This window comes from Thermomonas sp., from assembly GCF_041919455.1.
Taxonomy (GTDB): domain Bacteria; phylum Pseudomonadota; class Gammaproteobacteria; order Xanthomonadales; family Xanthomonadaceae; genus Thermomonas.
Map to the genome: position 1 here is coordinate 81,563 of NZ_JAYRTQ010000004.1, position 17,894 is coordinate 99,456.

Sequence of the window (17,894 nt, forward strand, 5' to 3'; positions counted from 1 at the left end):
TCGCCGGATGACGCGGGTCAGTACAGCAGGTTGATCGCGATCACGATCACGACCAGGTAGACCATCGACAACGGACCACCGACGCGCCAGAGGTCGCGGCCGGTGTAGTTGGCCGGGCCGGTGACCATCGACATCACCGGATTGGACGCGGTCATCAGGTTGTTCGATGCCGACAACGCCACGATCAGTGCGAACGCCGTGGGATTGCCGCCGGCCGCCAGCGCCACGTTGATCGCGATCGGCACCATGATGATGGTCGCGCCGACATGGCTGATCGCCAGCGAGAACGCGGTGGTCAGCAGGCCGATGAGCAACTGCAGCAGCCACAGCGGGAAGCCCTCGGGCAGTTGCTGCAGGGTGTGCCCGGCCAGCCACGCCGCCGCGCCGCTGCTGTCCATCGCCCAGCCCAGCGGGATCAGGCAGGCCATCAGGAACACGGTCTTCCAGCTGATCGCGGCGTAGGCCTCGTCGACGTGGATCACGCCTGCGACCAGCATGCCGGCCACGCCGGTCATCAACGCGATCGGCACCGGGATCTTCGAGCTCAGCGCCAGCAGCATCGACACCGCGAAGATCGCCATCGCGATCTTGAACTTGTGCGGGCGCTGCTCGTCCTTCGGGTAGTCGGTGACCACCACGAAATCCTTGCCCTTCGCCGCCTGCGCCAGGTCGGTCCAGATGCTGTGCAGGACCAGCATGTCGCCGGCGCGGATCGCGGTGTTGCGCACGTCCTCGCGCAGCACCTGCTTGTCGCGGTTGATCGCCAGCAGGCTCAGGCCGTATTGCTTGCGCAGGCGCAACTGCGCCTGGGTCTTGCCGATGAAGCCGGACGTGGGCGGCACCACCGCTTCGGAGATGCCCGCGCGGCTCGGGTTGAACAGGTCGCCGAACGCGCGCAGCCGCGACGACATCCGCAGGAAGTTGTTCTGGGCGAAGTCGGTGACCTGCTGCTTCGGACCCATCGCGCCGAGCACGCTGCCGACCCAGATGCGCGCATCGGCCGGCGGCGACAGCCGTGACTCGTTGCCGGTCTGCAGGGCCAGGAACAATGGCGCGCCGTGCAGGGCCTCGGCATCGCCCAGGCTCATCCCGACCAACGGGCTGTCGACGGTCACGGTGAGTTCGTGCACGTCGCCATCGATGCCGTAGGCGCGGGCGAAGTAGCTCTGGGTGCGCGCCGGGGTGACCGCGTCGCCACCGTCCTCGCGCAGCAGCTTGCTGCCGAAGAAATGGAAATACGCCAGCGACGCCGCCAGCAAGGCGATGCCGATCGGCATCGGCGCGAACATGTTCAGCGGTTCCAGCGATGCGGCGCCGGACGGCAGGTTGGCGTTGGCCGCGACCAGCAGGTCGTTGAGCAGGATCAGCGGCGAATTGCCGACCATGGTCAGCGCGCCGCCCATCACGATCGCCGCCGCCAGCGGCAGCAACATCCGCGACAGGGTCAGGCCGGTGCGCGACGACAGCCGCGACGCCACCGGCAGGAACAGCGACATCACCGACGGGTTCTGCATGATCGAACTGGTGATGCCGGCCGCTGCGGTGGTGTACAGCAACAGCCGCGATTCGACGCCGTGCGCACGCCGCAGCAGCCAGCTGGCCAGTCGGTTCAACGCGCCGGTTCGATCCAGCCCCGCGCCCAGGATCATGGTGGCGATGATGCTCATCACCGCGCTGCCGGAGAAACCGCCGAACAGGTCCTCGCGCGGCACCAGCCCGGTCAGCCCCAGCACCACCAGCACGACCAGCGCGACCACGTCGGCGCGCACGCGCTCGAACAGGAACATCACCATCGTGAAGACCACCAGCCCGAGCACGAGCTCCATGTCGGTGGTGAGCGTCAGCGCGGTGTCCATTCGGCGGCGTGGCGTCCCTGTCCTTGTTCGATCAGCGTGTCAGCAGCGGTCGTACAGCAGGTCCCAGACACCATGGCCCAGCTTCTGGCCACGGGTCTCGAAATGCGTCTGCGGCCGCCACTCCGGGCGTGGTACCGAACCACGCGCACCGGCGCGATTGGCGATGCCGGCGGTCGCGTCCAGCACGTCCCACATCTGCTCCGCATAGTCCTGCCAATCCGTGGCGAGGTGCAAGCGGCCGTCCGGTGCGAGCTTGCGGACCAGCAACGCGGCGAAGCCCGGATTCACCAGCCGCCGCTTGTTGTGGCGCTTCTTGTGCCAGGGATCCGGGAAATAGATGCGGATCTCGTCCAGCGAGGCATCCGCGACTTCATGCTCCAGGACTTCCACCGCATCGTGGTGATAGACCTTCGCGTTGCCGGCATCGTCCGTGGCCAGTGCGTTCAACAGGCGGCCGACGCCCGGCGCATGCACTTCGATGCCGATGTGGTCGCGTGCGGGGTCGCGCTGCGCGGAGAAGCGGAAGGCCTCGCCGTTGCCGAAGCCGATCTCGAGGATGCGCTTCGCATGGCGCCCGAACGCGGCGTCGAAATCGCGTGGGGTTCCTGCGTAGTCCAGCCCGAAGCGCGGCCACAGTTCATCGAACGCGCGCTGCTGCGCCTCGGTGAAGCGGCCCTGGCGCAGCACGAAGCTGCGGACCTTGCGTTGGCCGTCGGTGATGGTGAACGGCTTGGCTGGTGCCTTCGCCCCGGAACTCGCGAAGGGATCGGTCACCCGATGAGCCCGTCGACCGGTGACGAAGCCGACGCGAAGCGCTTGCGCGGGATGCGCCCGGCCTTGAACGCGGCGCGGCCGGCTTCGACCGCCAGCTTCATCGCGTGCGCCATCAGCACCGGATCCTTGGCGCCGGCGATCGCGGTGTTCATCAGCACGCCGTCGCAGCCGAGCTCCATCGCGATGGCGGCATCGGACGCAGTGCCCACGCCGGCATCGACGATGATCGGCACCTTGGCGCTCTCGACGATCTCGATCAGGTTGTACTTGTTCTGGATGCCCAGACCCGAACCGATCGGCGCGGCCAGCGGCATCACCGCGACGCAGCCGATCTCCTCCAGCCGCTTGCACAGCAGCGGGTCGTCGCTGGTGTAGACCATCACCTCGAAGCCGTCCTTCACCAGGATCTCGGCAGCCTTGAGGGTCTGCACCACGTCGGGATACAGGGTGCGCTGGTCGCCCAGCACTTCCAGCTTGGTCAGGTTGTGGCCGTCGAGCAGCTCGCGCGCCAGCCGGCAGGTCCGCACCGCATCCTCGGCTGTGTAGCAGCCGGCGGTGTTGGGCAGGATCGTGTAGCGATCCGGCGGCAGCACGTCGAGCAGGTTGGGCTCGCCGGGGTTCTGGCCGATGTTCGTGCGGCGGATCGCGACAGTCACGATCTGCGCGGCGGCGGCCTCGGTGGCCAGGCGGGTCTCGTCGAGGTCCTTGAACTTGCCGGTGCCGGTCAGCAGGCGCGAGGCATACGGTTTGCCGGCGATGACCAGCGGGTCGAGCGGGAGTGTCGAAGTCATTGGCCGATTATCGCTGATGGCGCATTGCGATGCCGCTTCGACAGGTATTGCGCCGCCATCCATGGCGCTACTTACTCTGCTTCGGAATGTCCTGCCCGGCCATCCATGGCCGGGCGTTCGGCTTGGCGCGCGGCAGTGCCGCGCAAACGCCAAGCCTCACCCACCGCCCAGCGCATGCACGATCTCGACGGTGTCGCCGGCCTGCAGCACATGCGTGGCGTGCCGGCCGCGCGGGACGATCTCGCCGTTGACCTCCACCGCGACCCGGCGCTGGGCCAGGCCTTCGTGTTCGAGCAGGGTGGCGAGGCTGGCCTGGTCGGCGATCTGGCGGGCTTCGCCATTGAGCTGGATGTCCATGCCGCGATTGTCGCCGGTTCGGGTCCCGTGCGTGCGGCGGTGCAACATGAAGCCGTTAGATTTTCGTGAAACCATACGCGCCATTCGCTGTCGTATGTCGGCGCGCTGGCGACCCATGCCAGGCACCTCCCACCCGATCCATCCGAGGATTCCCCATGAAAGCCACCCTCCGCCGGACCCTGCTGACCGCCGCGATCGCGCTTGCCGCCGCACCGGCCTTCGCCGGCCCCGCCGACTCGCCGTTCACCCAGACCATCTTCTTCGGCGACAGCCTGACCGATGGCGGCTTCTTCCGCTCGCTGCTGCCGGCCAACGTGCAGAACGTCACCGGCCAGTTCACCACCAACCCGGGCTACGTCTGGTCGCAGTACCTGGCCGACTACTACGACAGCAACGCCGATGTCGCCTGGAAGGCCACCGGCGCCACCCCGACCCTCAGCCCCGGCGGCAACAACTGGGCCGTAGGCGGCGCACGCACCGGCACCGACAGCGTGGGTGCGCTCGGCTACACGCCGTCGCTGGCCAGCCAGTACGCGCGCTACCTCAGCTCCGGCAATACGGTCGATCCGAATGCGCTGTACACGGTTTGGGGCGGCGCCAACGACCTGTTCGCGGTGCAGGCCAATCCGGCGCAGGCACAGGCCATCATCGGCGGCGCGGTGACCGCGCAGATCGGCCTGGTCGGTGCGCTGACCCAGGCCGGTGCGCAGTACATCCTGGTGCCCACCATCCCCGACCTCGGCCTGACTCCGGCCTCGCGCGCCGGTGGCGCGGCGGCGATGGCGCAGGGCACCGCGCTCACCAACACCTACAACAGCGCACTGTTCAACGGCCTGGCCTCGGCCGGCCTGCACGTGATCCCGCTGGACACGTTCCACTTCCTGCAGGAAGTGGTGGCCAACCCGGCCGCGTACGGCATCACCAACGTCACCGGCACCGCCTGCCAGCCGCAGATCACCGCGCAGTCGCTGACCTGCAACCCGACCTCGCTGGTCAACCCGGGCGCGCCCAACAGCTACCTGTTCGCCGATGGCGTGCATCCCACCAGCGGCGCGCACAAGGTGATCGCCGACTTCGCGATCTCGGTGATCGAAGGGCCGCGCCAGATCGCGATCCTGCCGCGCTCGGCGGCGATGGTCGGCCGCGCCCGCTCGCAAGTGGTCGATGCCAACGTCGGTGGCCTGATGGCCAGCGATGGCGATGGCACCCATTGGTGGGCCGACGTGCGTGGCGACCAGCAGCGCTCGCAGGATCCGGGCTTCGACGGCCCCGGCCTGAGCGGCAGCTTCGGCATCGGCCGGCGCAGCGGCAACCTGGCCTACGGCGCATTCGCCGGCTACGGCCGCCAGGACATCGACTTCGGCGAGCGTCGCGGCGACTTCCGCCAGACCGATGCCGGCGTCGGCGGTTTCATCGGCTGGACCAGCGATGCGATGTGGGCCAGCGGCCAGGTCAGCTGGACCAAGCTGTCCTACAAGGTCGACCGCCAGGTCAACCTGGGCCAGGCCAGCCGCATCCACAGCGGTTCGGCGGACGGCGACAACCTCAGCGTCGACGCCAGCGCCGGCTGGAACTTCGGCGACGGCGCGCTGGTGCACGGCCCGGTGCTGAGCGTGCTGGCGCAGAAGATCTCGGTCGATGGCTACGCCGAGAACAGCACCGAGTCGACCGCGCTGGCCTACATGGAGCAGGACGGCGATTCGCTGATCGGCAGCGTGGGCTGGCAGGCCAGCTTCGCCATCAACGACCACCTGAAGCCGTTCGCGCGGCTGACCTGGGATCGCGAGTTCGAGGACGCACCGGCGCAGGTCTGGGCGCAGTCGATGTCGATGCCGGGCACGCTGCCGTATGCGGTGCCGGGCCTGCCGTTCGACGACACCTACGGGACCCTGAGCTACGGCGTGCGCAGCGAGCTGATGGGCCTGGACATCACCACCGGCAGCAACATCACCGTGGGCCAGAAGGGTGGCAACGACGCCAGCTTCTTCCTGACCGTCAGCGGCAAGTTCTGAGGTCGCCCGCAACGCACGCCCGCGCGGCGTGCGTTGCAACATCCGCGGGGCGCGACATAGACTTGCCGCGCACTGCAAGCCGGTACCGCGGGTGTAGCTCAATGGTAGAGCTGTAGCTTCCCAAGCTACTGACGAGGGTTCGATTCCCTTCACCCGCTCCAAATTCGATGATCCACGGCAGGGCGGTGTCCTCGACGGATGCCGCCCTTGCTGTTTGCGGAGCGCAGCGATGGCGATGACCGAGGTCGGTTGGCGCGAATGGGCGGGGTTGCCCGCATTGGGCCTGCCGCGGGTGCGCGCCAAGCTGGATACCGGCGCGCGCAGCTCGGCGCTGCACGTGGACCGGCAATGGCGCTTCACCGAGGCCGGCGCGCCCTGGGTCGGCTTCGCCCTGGTGCCCGGCAAGCGCAGAGGATCGGTGGAGGTGTTCGCCCCGGTCGTGGACGAGCGCGAGGTCACCGATTCCGGTGGTCACCGCACCCTGCGCGTGTTCCTGCGCACCCGCCTGGAGTTGGCCGGGATCGGTCGCGAAATCGACATCAACCTGGCGGATCGTTGCGGCATGCGCTTCCCGATGCTGCTCGGGCGCACCGCGCTGGCCGGAATGTTCGTGGTCGATCCGTTGGCTTCGTTCATCCACCGGCGCAAGCCGCGTGGAACCATTGCCGCCCCCGACGCCCACCGGTGAAGACCTCGATGAAACTGGCCATCCTGTCCCGCAACAGCAAGCTGTATTCGACCCGCCGGTTGGTCGAGGCCGCGCGTGCACAGGGCCACAGCGTGCGCGTGCTGGATCCGCTGCGCTGCTACATGCGGATCGGCAGCGACGGCTTCGAGATGCGCTACAAGGGCGCGCCGATTTCCGGTTACGCCGCGGTGGTGCCGCGGATCGGTGCCTCGGTCACCCGCTACGGCTGCGCGGTACTGCGCCAGTTCGAGCTAATGGGCAGCTACACCCCGAACAGCGCCGCAGCGATCGCGCGCGCGCGCGACAAGCTGCGCTGCCACCAGGTGCTGGCGGCGAAAGGCATCGGCTTGCCGGTCACCGTCTTCGGCGACAACCCCGACGATACCGGCGACCTGCTGGCCATGCTCGGCCCGCCGCCGCATGTGGTGAAGCTCAACGAAGGCACCCAGGGCAACGGGGTGATGCTGACCGAGAAGCTGTCGGCCTCGCGCGGGGCCATCGAGACCCTGCGTGGTCTCTATGCGAACTTCATCGTGCAGGAGTTCATCGCCGAGGCGAAGGGTGCCGACCTGCGCTGCTTCGTGGTCGGCGACCGGGTGGTGGCGGCGATGCGCCGGCAGGCACCGAAGGGCGACTTCCGCTCCAACCTGCATCGCGGCGGCACCGCGAAGGCGGTGCGCGCGACCAGGGCGGAAATGCAGACCGCGGTGCGCGCGGCGCAGATACTCGGGCTGGGCGTGGCCGGCGTGGACCTGATCCGCAGCAAGCGCGGGCCGCTGGTGCTGGAGGTCAATTCCTCGCCCGGGCTGGAAGGCATCGAGGCCGCGACCGGGGTCGACGTGGCGGGCACGATCATCGCCCACGTCGCCAGCCACGGCACGTCGCCGCGCAAACGCGAACGCAACACCGATTTGACGGATTCTTAATCGCGCCAGCCGTATCGTCGCTCGCGTGGTGCCGTCGATTTCCCCCCGACGGCAGCATGCAGGGCAGCAGTGACCTTAAGGCCCAGGCGTCCCCCGCCTGGGCCTTCGTTTGTGGCCGCCCTCCATGGCAGCCACCCTCTGGGCCAACGCTCCGCGTTGTCAAAAAACGCTCCAAGCGTTTTTTTGTCCGCGTCCCGCCGCTGCCTGTGCACGGGATGCAGCGCGCCGTGCCTGTGCCAGAATCCCGGAACCACCGGCACCACCGGCGGTCTCATCGCAACGCCCGCCCCGCAAGGAAGATTGCATGCGCATCCTGGTCATCGAGGACAACTCGGACATCGCCGCCAACCTCGGCGACTACCTCGAAGATCGCGGCCATACCGTCGACTTCGCCGCGGATGGCGTGACCGGCCTGCATCTGGCGGTCGTGCACGAATTCGACGCGATCGTGCTCGACCTCAACCTGCCGGGCATGGACGGGTTGGAGGTCTGCCGCAAGTTGCGCAACGAGGCACGCAAGCAGACCCCGGTGCTGATGCTGACCGCGCGCGATTCGCTGGAGAACAAGCTGGCGGGGTTCGATTCCGGTGCCGACGATTACCTGATCAAGCCGTTCGCACTGCAGGAAGTCGACGTGCGCCTCAATGCGCTGGCCCGGCGTGGCAAGGGCCCGCAGGCGCGGGTGCTCAATACCGGCGAGCTGGAGTTCAACCTCGACACCCTTGAAGTCCGCCGCGAGGGCAAGCTGCTGCAGCTCAACCCGACCGCGCTGAAGATCCTGCAGGCGCTGATGGAAGCCTCGCCGGCGGTGGTCACCCGGCAGGAACTGGAAACCCGCGTCTGGGGCGAGGAACTGCCGGATTCCGATTCGCTGCGCGTGCACATCCACGGCCTGCGCGCGGTGATCGACAAGCCGTTCGGCGTGCCGATGATCCAGACCCGCCACGGCATCGGCTACCGCATCGCGCCGCCGGAAACCGATGCCTGAGTCCGCTGCGCCGCGACGCGCGCCGGCCGGCAGGCGGCGGCTGCGCACCCGCATCATCGTCACCTTCACCCTGCTCGGGTTCTGCCTGACTGGCTTGTTCGCCTACGCCACCATCGAGCTGCGCACGCGCGTCGAGAACCAGCTCCTCTCCGAATCGCTGAACCGCAACATCGATGCCTACGCCAGCGCCTTCCAGCGCGACCCCGGCAACGCGACGTTCTCGTTCGAGGGCGTGAGGGGCTGGGTGTACTCGCTGGACAAGCTGGGCAATGCGCCGGAAGACTGGCGCGAGCTGCAGGACGGCATCCATGAACTGCATGGCACCGAGGACGGCCAGGCCTTCGCCTACAAGCTGGCAGTGCGGCGGACGCCGACGCATGCGTTCTTCCTCGCCTACGACATGACCCAGACCCTGCAGGGGCAAGGGCAGCAGAACCGCATGCTGGTGGCGACCGTGGTGGTGTTCACCGCGCTTGCGCTGGTGCTGGGCTGGTGGTCGGCTTCGCGGGTCATGGCGCCCGTCTCCGACCTGGCGCAACGCTTGCGCCGATCCGGTACCAGTTCCGATCCGGCGGCACTGGCACCGCACTTCGCCGAAGACGAAGTGGGGGAGTTGGCGAAGGCACTCGACGACTACGCCGGCCGCCTGACCGAAGTCGTCCAGCGCGACCGCGAATTCAATGCCGACGTGAGTCATGAACTGCGCACGCCGCTGGCGGTGATCCGCGGCGCGGTGGAATTGCTGCTGTCGAAACCGGAAGTGGACGAGCGCACGCGCACCCGCCTGCAACGCATCCAGCGCGCCGAGCAGCAGTGCACCGACCTGATCAGCGCGCTCTTGCTGCTCTCCCGCAACGAGCGCGCAGTCGGCCAGTGCGATGTCGGCCGAGTCGCGCAGCAGTTGCTGGACCATCATCGCGCGCAGCTGGGTGGCAAACCGATCGAATTGCGCCTTGAAGGCGAGTCCGGTGTGCTGCTGGAAGCGCCGGAATCCGCGCTGGCGGTGGCCCTCGGCAACCTGATCGGCAACGCGGTGAAGTACACCCAGAGTGGTGCCGTGGTGGTGCGCGTCTTCCACGACGCAGTGGAAGTGGTGGATTCCGGCCCCGGCCTGAGCGCGGAGGACGCCGCCAAGCTGTTCGAGCGCGGCTACCGCGGCACCCATGCCGGCCATTCGCAGGGCGGCGGCATCGGCCTGTCGATCGTGCGTCGCCTGTGCGCGCTGTATGGTTGGGATGTGCGCGTGCGCCCGGGCGATGACATCGGCGTGGTGGCGACGCTGCGCTTCGGATAAGGCGTGCCCGCGCGGCATAATGCGCAGGCACGATTTTCCCAGGATGCCTGCATGAACAACGCCGCTGTCTCCCCACTGGCCTATCGGGTCACGCCCTCCGCGCACGCGCGTACCGATGAAGCGCGCGCGGCGCTGCTGGCCGGCGACCTCGGCTTCGGCAAGCACCTGACCGACCACATGGTCACCATCGAATGGGACAGCGCGCGAGGCTGGCACGACGCGCACGTGCATGCGTACGGGCCGCTGTCGCTGGATCCAGCGGCCGCCGTGCTGCATTACGGCCAGGAGATCTTCGAAGGCATCAAGGCGTATCGCCACGCCGACGGTTCCATCTGGACCTTCCGGCCGCGCGCCAATGGCGAGCGCCTGCAGCGCTCGGCGGCGCGCCTGGCATTGCCGCAACTGCCGGTGGACGAATTCGTGGAGTCGCTGCGGCAACTGGTCGCGATCGACCATGCGTGGGTGCCCTCGGCGCCGGAAACCAGCCTGTATTTCCGTCCTTTCATGATCGCCACCGAGGCCTTCCTCGGCGTGCGCGCGGCGCAGGCCGCGGCTTACCACGTCATCGCCAGCCCGGCCGGTGCGTACTTCGCCAACGGCGTGTCGCCGGTGTCGATCTGGCTGTCGCAGGACTATGCGCGCGCGGCCAAGGGCGGCACCGGTGCGGCCAAGTGCGGCGGCAACTATGCAGCCTCGTTGCTTCCGCAACTGGAGGCGCGCGCGCAGGGTTGTTCGCAGGTGCTGTTCCTCGACCCGGTCGAGGGCAAGTACCTGGAGGAACTCGGGGGCATGAACGTGTTCCTGGTGTATGCCGATGGGCGCATCGTGACCCCGGAACTGTCCGGCAGCATCCTCGACGGCATCACCCGCCACAGCATCCTGCAACTGGCGCGCGATCGCGGTTTGCAGGTCGAGGAGCGCAAGGTCTCGATCGACGAGTGGCGCGACGGCGTGGCATCGGGCGAGATCGTCGAAGCCTTCGCCTGCGGCACCGCGGCGGTGATCACCCCGATCGGCGAGTTGAAGGGCAAGGACTTCAGCATCGGCGATGCCAATGCGCCGGCCGGTGACGTGACGATGGCGATCCGCAAGGAATTGACCGACATTCAGTACGGCCGGCTGCCCGACCGTCACGGCTGGCTGGTCAGGCTGCGCTGACGCTCACAGCCGCACCCACCAGCAACCCAGGCGCTGGCGCAGGCCGAAGTTGGTGCGCGAGGGCGTGCTGCCGTTGGCCAGCGTCTGCTCCACCCGCAGGCCGATCAGGCGCGGCTTGCGCGGCGCACGGGTGATCACTTCACCGGTGGTCTCGTCGAACGTGACGATGTCGTCGCCGTAGGCATTGGTATCCCCGCTGTACATCGGTTGCACGTCGATCAGCGGGCGCTTGGCGATGGCCTCCAGGCGGGTCATCACCTTGTAGGCGCTGGAAGTCGGCATGCCCGCCCAGTCGTAGACGCCGGCGACCTGGTTGGCATCGCCCGATTGCAGCGCGTTGCTGAAGGAATAGACCAGATCCTGCACCGTGCGCGCGCAGACATTGCGATGGTGCGCGGCGATCGCGCCACCTGCCGATGGCAGCGCACCCGAGCGTTCCGTCGCGCCGATGTCGTCGCATTTGCGGTCGGTGTAGACCAGCGTGCCATCCGCGGCGGTGCAGCGCTTGACCTGCGCCCGCGCCGCATCGGGTGCCAGCAGGCCGGCGATCAACAGCAACAGGAGCAGGGCGGGGCGATGCATGTCGCGCAGCCTACGCGGGCGCGTCGCATCGAGGAAGTGCGGTGGTCAGTACTGCAGGAAGTAGCAGCCCTCGTCGCGCGTCACCTCGAAATCGAGGACGGACGTCCCCTTGTCATCGGCGAAGGTCACCTGCATCAGGCCCCGATCCGCGCCGCCAGAGGATCCCGCGTCCGCGACCATGGTGGCACCACCGATCGTCGCGTCGAAGTATTCGATGTCCGCCACCTGCTGGGTGGACAGCCGCTCCAGGTCGGTCATCACCCGCTGCGCCTGCGCATGCGGCATGCCGGCCCAGTCGAAGCTTTCCGCCACGCGGTTGACGTCCTGCATCGCCACCGACGCGACCAAGTCGGACGCGAGTTGCTGCGGGCTGGCGGCGCAACCGCCCTGCACGTCGCGCCGCACGCTGGCCTGGATGGGCGCTGCCTGCGATGCCGCATCCGGCACTTCGATGCCTGCCTGCCGGGCTTCATGTCGCTGGTCGCGTTCGATCCGGTCAAGCACGTCGCCGGGCAGGGGCATGGCCTTGCCACCGAACGCGCTGCACGCCTTGTTGGTGTAGGCGGAACTGCCATCGGGCATGCGGCAACGAAGCACGCCGGTATCGGCCTCCGCGCGATGCGGCACCGCCGGCAGTACGGCCAGCAGCAAGGCAGAGGCAAGGAGGGGGACGGACATGATGCGCATGGCGGGAAGAACGTGGCGTGCCCCTTCGGCACGCTGCGAGGATCCATGCGCGGGTGTCGACGATCCGTCGGAAAACGCTGAACCTCGCCCGAATCAGCGCAATCGGGCCAGTACGTTCAGGGTCGGTTTCGCCAAATTGAGTGTGTAGAAGTGCAGCCCCGGCGCGCCACCGGCGACGAGCCGCTCGCAGAGCTGCGCCACGAAGTCCGAGGCGAACTCGCGGATGCTGTCGGCATCGTCGCCGTAGCCGCGCATGCGCTGGGCGATCCAGCGCGGGATCTCGGCGCCGCAGGCTTCGGAGAAGCGCCGCAACTGGCTGAAGTTGGAGATCGGCATGATCCCGGGGATGATCGGGATGTCGATGCCGAGCGCGCGCGCGTCGTCGACGAAACGGAAATAGGCGTCGGTGTTGTAGAAGTACTGGGTGATCGCGCTGTCCGCACCGGCATCGACCTTGCGCTTGAAGTTGCGCAGGTCGGCCATCGCGTCCTCGGCCTGCGGATGGGTTTCCGGATAGGCCGCGACTTCGATGGCGAAGTGGTCGCCATGCTCGGCACGGATCAGCTCCACCAGCTCGTTGGCGTAGCGCAGGTCGCCGCTGCGCACCATGCCCGAGGGCGTGTCGCCGCGCAGCGCGACGATGCGGTCGCAGCCCAGCGCGCGGTACAGCTTGAGCAGCGAGCGGATTTCCTCGCGGTTGCCGCCGACGCAGGTCAGGTGCGGTACGCCGGCCACGCCATGTTCGCTGCGCAGGCGCTGCACGGTTTCCGGGGTGTGGCTGAGGGTCGAGCCGCCGGCGCCGAAGGTCACCGACGTGAACTGCGGCGCGTGGGCCTTCAGCTTGTGCACGCTGCGGTCGAGCTGCGCGCGCTGCTCGTCGGTCTTGGGCGGATAGAACTCGAAACTGATCGGCAGCATGGCGTCGTTCGCGTGCAGGATGCGGCGATTGTATCTCTTCATCCGGATGAAGCAAAAGATTAATATCGTTCAGCTGGGAAGGCGCGCTTGACGCCATCGGAGCCCGCCATGCATCGTGCAGGCAGGGGGAATCCATGCAACACGCTGTCGACCACGTCGTGCCCGCGACGCAGGCGCCGCCGCGCCTGCTGCAGGAGTTGCGCGAAACACTGCAGCGCTTGCGCCTGGGCGGGCCGTTCTACGTGCTGTTGTGGACGCTGGCCGGCGTGGCCGCCAGCCTCTGGCAACGTTCCCCGATGGCCTTCATCGCGATCAGCCTGGGCTTCATCGGCCTGACCGTGGTGCGCTTCCGCGTGCGCGCCCTGCCCGAGGACAGCGGCGAAGAGGCCGTGCGCGGGCGACTGGACTACATCTGGCTGCTGTTGCTGGTGAACGCTGCATTGTGGGGCGCGGCCTCGGCGTGGCTGCTGATGGTGGCGCCGGAGGAAAGCGCGCGTACCGTGGCCGCGATCAGTTCCTATGCCTTCGCCACCGCGTTCGCGCACAACTTCCCGATGCGCCTGCGGCATGCGTTCGCCGCAGTGCTGTTGCTTTACCTGCCCACGCTGGCGGCGATGATCCTCAGCGGTGCCCGCTTCGAGTTGATCGGCGTGAGCGCGCTGTACCTGCTCTATGTCAGCCTGGCATTGCGCCGCAGCCATGCCGAATACCTGCAACGCCTGGACCTGGAGGACGAGTTGCGCCAGCAACGCGACCTGTTCCAGCAGCAGAGCCGGCGCGACGGCCTGACCGGGTTGGCCAACCGGCGTCGGTTCTCGTCGGCACTGGAGGAGTGGTCCGCGCAGGCGCGCACGCAGGGCGCGCCCTTGTCGCTGCTGATCCTCGACCTGGACCATTTCAAGGCGATCAACGACCAGCACGGGCATGCACGCGGCGATGCCTGCCTGCGCGCATTCGCCGGGCGGCTGCAGGCCGCCTTCGCTGGGGACGAGGAACTGGTGGCGCGCCTGGGTGGCGAGGAATTCGGCGTGCTGCTGCGCGATGCATCGCTGCAACAGGCACTCGAACGCGCCGAGGGCTTCCGTGCGCGGCTTGCCGCAGATCCCATGGATGCCGGTGCCGATGCGGCCGTCGCATTGAGCGTCAGCATTGGCGTGGCGGCGTTCCACCCGCATCGCCACCACGACGCCGACGCGCTCTACCATGCGGCCGACTCCGCGCTCTACGAGGCCAAGGCCGCCGGCCGCAACCGCGTGGGCACCGAAGGCGATGTCGCATCGCCGGATCGCTGAGCCATAGATGTCGATCGTCCTGACACCGTTCGCACGCATCCGCCTGTTCCCGCGTGACGGCCGCGGCACCGCGATCCGCGATTGCACGGCGGAGCAGTTCGAGCGCCGCCTCAACGACGAAGCACCACTGCATGTGCTGCCCGGCTATGCCCCGTTCTGCCGGCTGCACGTGCATAGCAACTGGACGTCCACCCGCTGCTCGGTGGTGCCGGTGAACGACGCGAACCGCCGGCAGTTGCGCACCGCCTACGAGGCGCGGACGAAGGACGAACTGCCGGTGCTGGTGCGCTGGTTCGAAGGCGTGGATCCGCCGGTGGCCGACTACCTGGTCCCGATCCTCTACAGCCGCGCGCAATTGGCGAAAGAGGGCGAACCGATCGATGCCGACTGGGGCGTGGTCGGCTGCCTGTACACATCGGCACCCGAAGAGATCCCGATGGCGCCGATCACGATGATGCGCAATGCGCTGGGCGTGGCCGAGGGCGGCTCCGGGGTGGCCCTGGATCGTGATGCCTACCGGCGCAGCGTGGCGTTCTGGGAGACCCACGCCAACTGGCGCTGAGGCGGCATCGCGGCAGCGTGGAACATCGCCGGCGGCAAGGGTTCCACGCAGGCTGTAAAATGCCCGGCTCCCTGCAGGCAGCCCGATTTTTTTTTGGATATCGCAACCCGGGTGCCCGTGGCGGGCCCGACTTTCATCCGCCTGCTGGCGCGCATCGCCGCCGTCGACGGCCAGGCTTCCGGGCTGGCGCCATCGCAACGGCTCGGGCAATGGATCGACTGGACGCGGGCGGTCGCCCTGTCGCGTGCGCTGGATCGTCCGTTGGACGCGCCGACGCCGGCTCCGCACGGCCACGATCCTGCCGATGAGGTCGCGCAGGCGCGACGCGCGCTGGAATTGCAGATCGGCGACCGCGAGGCCTGGGACCAGGCGATGGCGCATGCCGGCGTCGATGCAGCCACCGGCTTCGACCAATCGCGCAAGCGCTACATCGCGATCCAGCACGCCATGCAGGCCGCGACCGGTCGCCTGCGCGGCAGCCTGCGCGACCGCCTGGCCCGGGGCGCCCCGGCGCAGGCACGCCTGGCCGAACTCGACGCGGTGATGGAACTGGTTGCGAGCCCGCGCGAACACCGCCTGCTGGCGGCGGTGCCGGGCCTGCTGGCCGAGCGCCACCTCCACCTGAATCGCCGGGCCAGTGCCGGCCGCGATGCCCCCGACCTGCTCGCGCAGGTCACCCCTGCCGGCGATGCCTGGCCACATGTCCTGCGCCAGGACATGCAGGACCTGCTGCTGGCCGAACTCGACGTCCGCTTCATGCCGATCGAAGGCTTGCTGGCGGCGCTCCGCGCACATTGACCTGGACGCCATGAAACGACATCCCCTGCATCTCCTCCTTTTCTTGCTGGGCCTGGCCGTGGTCGCGTGGATCGCGGTCGTGCATGCGGCGGCCAATCCGTGGGTGCTGCTGGTCACCCTGCTGATCGGTGCCGCCTACGTGGCCGGTGCGCTGGAACTGGATCGCTACCGCAGGGCGACCGCGACGCTCGATGCCGCGACGAATGGCCTGGCCGAAGCACCGGCCGACCTTGGCGCATGGCTGTCCACGATCGATCCTGCCCTGCGCGGTGCCGTGCGCCTGCGCATCGATGGCGAGCGCGCGGCCTTGCCGGCACCGGCGCTGTCCGGTTTCCTGGCGGGCCTGCTGGTGCTGCTGGGCATGCTGGGCACCTTGCTGGGCATGATGGCCACGTTGCGCGGCACCGGACTCGCGCTGGAAACCGCCAGCGACCTGCAGGCCATCCGCGATTCGCTGGCCGCGCCGGTCAAGGGCCTGGGCTTTGCCTTCGGCACCTCGATCGCCGGCATCGCCACCGCCGCGGCCCTGGGCCTGCTGGCCGCACTCTGCCGGCGCGAACGCGGTGCTGCCGGGCGTGCGCTGGATGCCGCCATCGCCGGGCCGCTGCGCAGCCTCACGCCCGCGCATCGTCGCGATGAAGCCTTCGGCCTGATGCAGCAGCAAGCGGCGCTCATGCCGACGCTGGTGGTTCGGCTGCAACTGCTGGCGACGACGCTGGAGCAGAACGGCGCAGCGCAGGGCGAGCGCATGCAGGCGCTGGCGGCAACGCTGGAGCGGCATGGCGATATAGGCGCGCAACGCCTGCAGGCGATGGCGGCCAGCATCGAACGCGAAGGCAGCGCCGCCCACGAACGCCTGGCCGCCAGCCAGGCGCAGTTCCATGCACGCACCGAAGCCATCCACGTGGCGCTGGCCGCCTCCGTGCAGCAGTCCTTGCACGACAGCATCGCGCTCGGCGCCCAGGCCGCCAGCGGCGCATTGCAACCGGTGATGCAGGCGACGATGGCGGAGATCGCCAGCGGCACCCGCGCATTGCAGGAAACCTTGGCCGATGCGGTGCAGCGCCACCTGCAGGACGCGGCCAGCGGCCTGCAATCCTCGACCCAGGTGATCGCCGGCCTGTGGACGCACGCATTGGAGGCGCAACGCGAGGCCGGGCAGGCGCAGGCGACGGACTTGTCCGCTGCGCTGGAACGCCTCGACGCGCGTTTCGAGCAGCGTTCGCTGGGCCTGCTCGACGGGGTGGCGGCGAAGCTCGACGCCGGCGTGGCCGGCATCGCCGCCACCTGGCAGGACGCGCTGGCGCGCCAGCAATCGACCCACGATGCGCTGGCCAGCGGCCACCGTGAGGCGATGGGCCAGGCGTCCGCCACCTTTGCCGCGCAGTCCGAGTCGCTGCTGCGCGCGGTCGACGGGTCCCATCGCGAGCTGCAGGCCGCACTCGCGGCGCAGGATCGCGAGCGGCTGGCTACGTGGAGTGAGTCGCTGGCGGACCTCGGCGCTGCGCTGCGCGAGGAATGGACGCAGGTGGGCGATGCCGCGTCCGCGCGCCAGCAGGCGATCCTCGACGCGCTGGCGCAGGCCGCCAACGACATCGGTGAGCAGTCGCGCGCGCATGCCGGGGCGACGATCAGCGAAGTCGCGAAGTTGATGCAATCCGCGTCCGAAGCGCCGCGCGTGGCCGCCGAAGTGGTCGGCGAACTGCGCCAGTCGCTGTCCCACAGCATGGTCCGCGACACCGCAATGCTGGACGAACGCAACCAGTTGCTGGCAACCCTGTCCACCCTGCTGCAGGCGGTCAACCATGCGTCGACCGAGCAGAAGGCGGCGATCGACGCGCTGGTCGGTACCTCCGCGGAATTGCTGGAGCGCGTGGGCAATCGCTTCAGCGACCACGTCGAGGCAGAGGCCGGCAAGCTCGACGGCATGGCCGCGCGCGTGTCGGTCGGCGCGATCGAGGTGGCCAGCCTGGGCGAGGCCTTCGGCGCTGCCGTGCAGGCATTCGGCGACGTCAACGAACGCCTCGCGGAGCGGCTGGAGCGCATCGAGGGCGCGCTGGAGAAATCGTTGGCCCGCAGCGATGACCAGCTGGCCTATTACGTCGCCCAGGCGCGTGAAGTGATCGACCTAAGCCTGCTGGCGCAGAAGCAGATCGTCGACGACCTGCGCCAGGCGCAGGGCGCCGCCGACCAGTCGCAGGCGGCCTGAGC

The 17,894-nt window shown here is 68.6% G+C and carries 17 protein-coding genes and 1 tRNA gene; 11 read left to right on the top strand and 7 right to left on the bottom strand.

The annotated features are described in order from the left end of the window. Window positions 1–17: 17 nt before the first annotated feature. From ACE3T8_RS03575 to thiS, 4 genes are all read right to left on the bottom strand, one after another. Window positions 18–1,856 (bottom strand): SLC13 family permease, encoded by a 1,839-nt coding sequence (locus ACE3T8_RS03575; RefSeq protein ID WP_374606869.1) that lies wholly within the window; start codon window positions 1,854–1,856, stop codon window positions 18–20. 39 nt (window positions 1,857–1,895) lie between these two features. Then, complete coding sequence (gene trmB / locus ACE3T8_RS03580; protein WP_374606871.1) at window positions 1,896–2,630, bottom strand: tRNA (guanosine(46)-N7)-methyltransferase TrmB; 735 nt, start codon at window positions 2,628–2,630, stop codon at window positions 1,896–1,898. Then, window positions 2,627–3,421: a thiazole synthase gene (locus tag ACE3T8_RS03585; RefSeq protein ID WP_374606873.1), complete on the bottom strand. Its 795-nt coding sequence runs from the start codon at window positions 3,419–3,421 to the stop codon at window positions 2,627–2,629. The genes trmB and ACE3T8_RS03585 overlap by 4 nt, the downstream gene beginning before the upstream one ends. A gap of 156 nt (window positions 3,422–3,577) precedes the next feature. Further along, window positions 3,578–3,778, bottom strand: a complete 201-nt coding sequence (gene thiS / locus ACE3T8_RS03590; protein WP_374606874.1) for a sulfur carrier protein ThiS — start codon at window positions 3,776–3,778, stop codon at window positions 3,578–3,580. Between the two features lie 182 nt (window positions 3,779–3,960). Here thiS and ACE3T8_RS03595 point away from each other — a divergent pair, with 182 nt between their 5' ends. From ACE3T8_RS03595 to ACE3T8_RS03625, 7 genes are all read left to right on the top strand, one after another. Beyond that, window positions 3,961–5,790 carry an autotransporter domain-containing protein gene (locus ACE3T8_RS03595; protein ID WP_374607053.1) on the top strand — a complete coding sequence of 610 codons (1,830 nt, stop codon included), beginning with the start codon at window positions 3,961–3,963 and terminating at the stop codon, window positions 5,788–5,790. Between the two features lie 87 nt (window positions 5,791–5,877). Beyond that, window positions 5,878–5,951, top strand: a tRNA-Gly gene (locus tag ACE3T8_RS03600). Between the two features lie 68 nt (window positions 5,952–6,019). Next, complete coding sequence (locus ACE3T8_RS03605; RefSeq protein WP_374606876.1) at window positions 6,020–6,478, top strand: ATP-dependent zinc protease; 459 nt, start codon at window positions 6,020–6,022, stop codon at window positions 6,476–6,478. An 8-nt stretch (window positions 6,479–6,486) separates the two neighbouring features. Further along, on the top strand, window positions 6,487–7,404 hold the full coding sequence (gene rimK, locus ACE3T8_RS03610) for a 30S ribosomal protein S6--L-glutamate ligase (RefSeq protein ID WP_374606877.1): 918 nt from the start codon (window positions 6,487–6,489) through the stop codon (window positions 7,402–7,404). Between the two features lie 304 nt (window positions 7,405–7,708). Further along, window positions 7,709–8,392: a response regulator transcription factor gene (locus ACE3T8_RS03615; RefSeq protein WP_374606878.1), complete on the top strand. Its 684-nt coding sequence runs from the start codon at window positions 7,709–7,711 to the stop codon at window positions 8,390–8,392. Then, window positions 8,385–9,686: a sensor histidine kinase gene (locus ACE3T8_RS03620; RefSeq protein ID WP_374606879.1), complete on the top strand. Its 1,302-nt coding sequence runs from the start codon at window positions 8,385–8,387 to the stop codon at window positions 9,684–9,686. Before ACE3T8_RS03615 ends, ACE3T8_RS03620 begins: the two co-directional genes overlap by 8 nt. A gap of 51 nt (window positions 9,687–9,737) precedes the next feature. Next, a complete protein-coding gene (locus ACE3T8_RS03625) occupies window positions 9,738–10,844 on the top strand; it encodes a branched-chain amino acid aminotransferase (RefSeq protein WP_374606881.1) in 1,107 nt (368 codons plus the stop codon). A gap of 3 nt (window positions 10,845–10,847) precedes the next feature. Here the strand turns inward: ACE3T8_RS03625 and ACE3T8_RS03630 are convergent, their stop codons facing one another. The 3 genes from ACE3T8_RS03630 to metF all read right to left on the bottom strand — a co-directional run bounded on the left by ACE3T8_RS03630 (window position 10,848) and on the right by metF (window position 13,031). Next, window positions 10,848–11,426 carry a hypothetical protein gene (locus tag ACE3T8_RS03630; RefSeq protein WP_374606883.1) on the bottom strand — a complete coding sequence of 193 codons (579 nt, stop codon included), beginning with the start codon at window positions 11,424–11,426 and terminating at the stop codon, window positions 10,848–10,850. 45 nt (window positions 11,427–11,471) lie between these two features. After that, complete coding sequence (locus ACE3T8_RS03635) at window positions 11,472–12,104, bottom strand: hypothetical protein (RefSeq protein ID WP_374606884.1); 633 nt, start codon at window positions 12,102–12,104, stop codon at window positions 11,472–11,474. 102 nt (window positions 12,105–12,206) lie between these two features. After that, complete coding sequence (metF, locus tag ACE3T8_RS03640) at window positions 12,207–13,031, bottom strand: methylenetetrahydrofolate reductase [NAD(P)H] (protein ID WP_374607055.1); 825 nt, start codon at window positions 13,029–13,031, stop codon at window positions 12,207–12,209. A gap of 134 nt (window positions 13,032–13,165) precedes the next feature. Here metF and ACE3T8_RS03645 point away from each other — a divergent pair, with 134 nt between their 5' ends. From ACE3T8_RS03645 to ACE3T8_RS03660, 4 genes are all read left to right on the top strand, one after another. Beyond that, the gene (locus tag ACE3T8_RS03645) at window positions 13,166–14,323 is read left to right on the top strand and encodes a diguanylate cyclase (RefSeq protein ID WP_374606886.1); all 1,158 of its coding nucleotides are present in this window, start codon (window positions 13,166–13,168) and stop codon (window positions 14,321–14,323) included. Between the two features lie 7 nt (window positions 14,324–14,330). Continuing rightward, on the top strand, window positions 14,331–14,885 hold the full coding sequence (locus ACE3T8_RS03650; protein WP_374606888.1) for a DUF3228 family protein: 555 nt from the start codon (window positions 14,331–14,333) through the stop codon (window positions 14,883–14,885). Between the two features lie 93 nt (window positions 14,886–14,978). Beyond that, complete coding sequence (locus ACE3T8_RS03655; protein WP_374606890.1) at window positions 14,979–15,683, top strand: DUF3348 family protein; 705 nt, start codon at window positions 14,979–14,981, stop codon at window positions 15,681–15,683. A 10-nt stretch (window positions 15,684–15,693) separates the two neighbouring features. Then, window positions 15,694–17,892 (top strand): DUF802 domain-containing protein, encoded by a 2,199-nt coding sequence (locus ACE3T8_RS03660; RefSeq protein WP_374606892.1) that lies wholly within the window; start codon window positions 15,694–15,696, stop codon window positions 17,890–17,892. Window positions 17,893–17,894 lie beyond the last annotated feature (2 nt).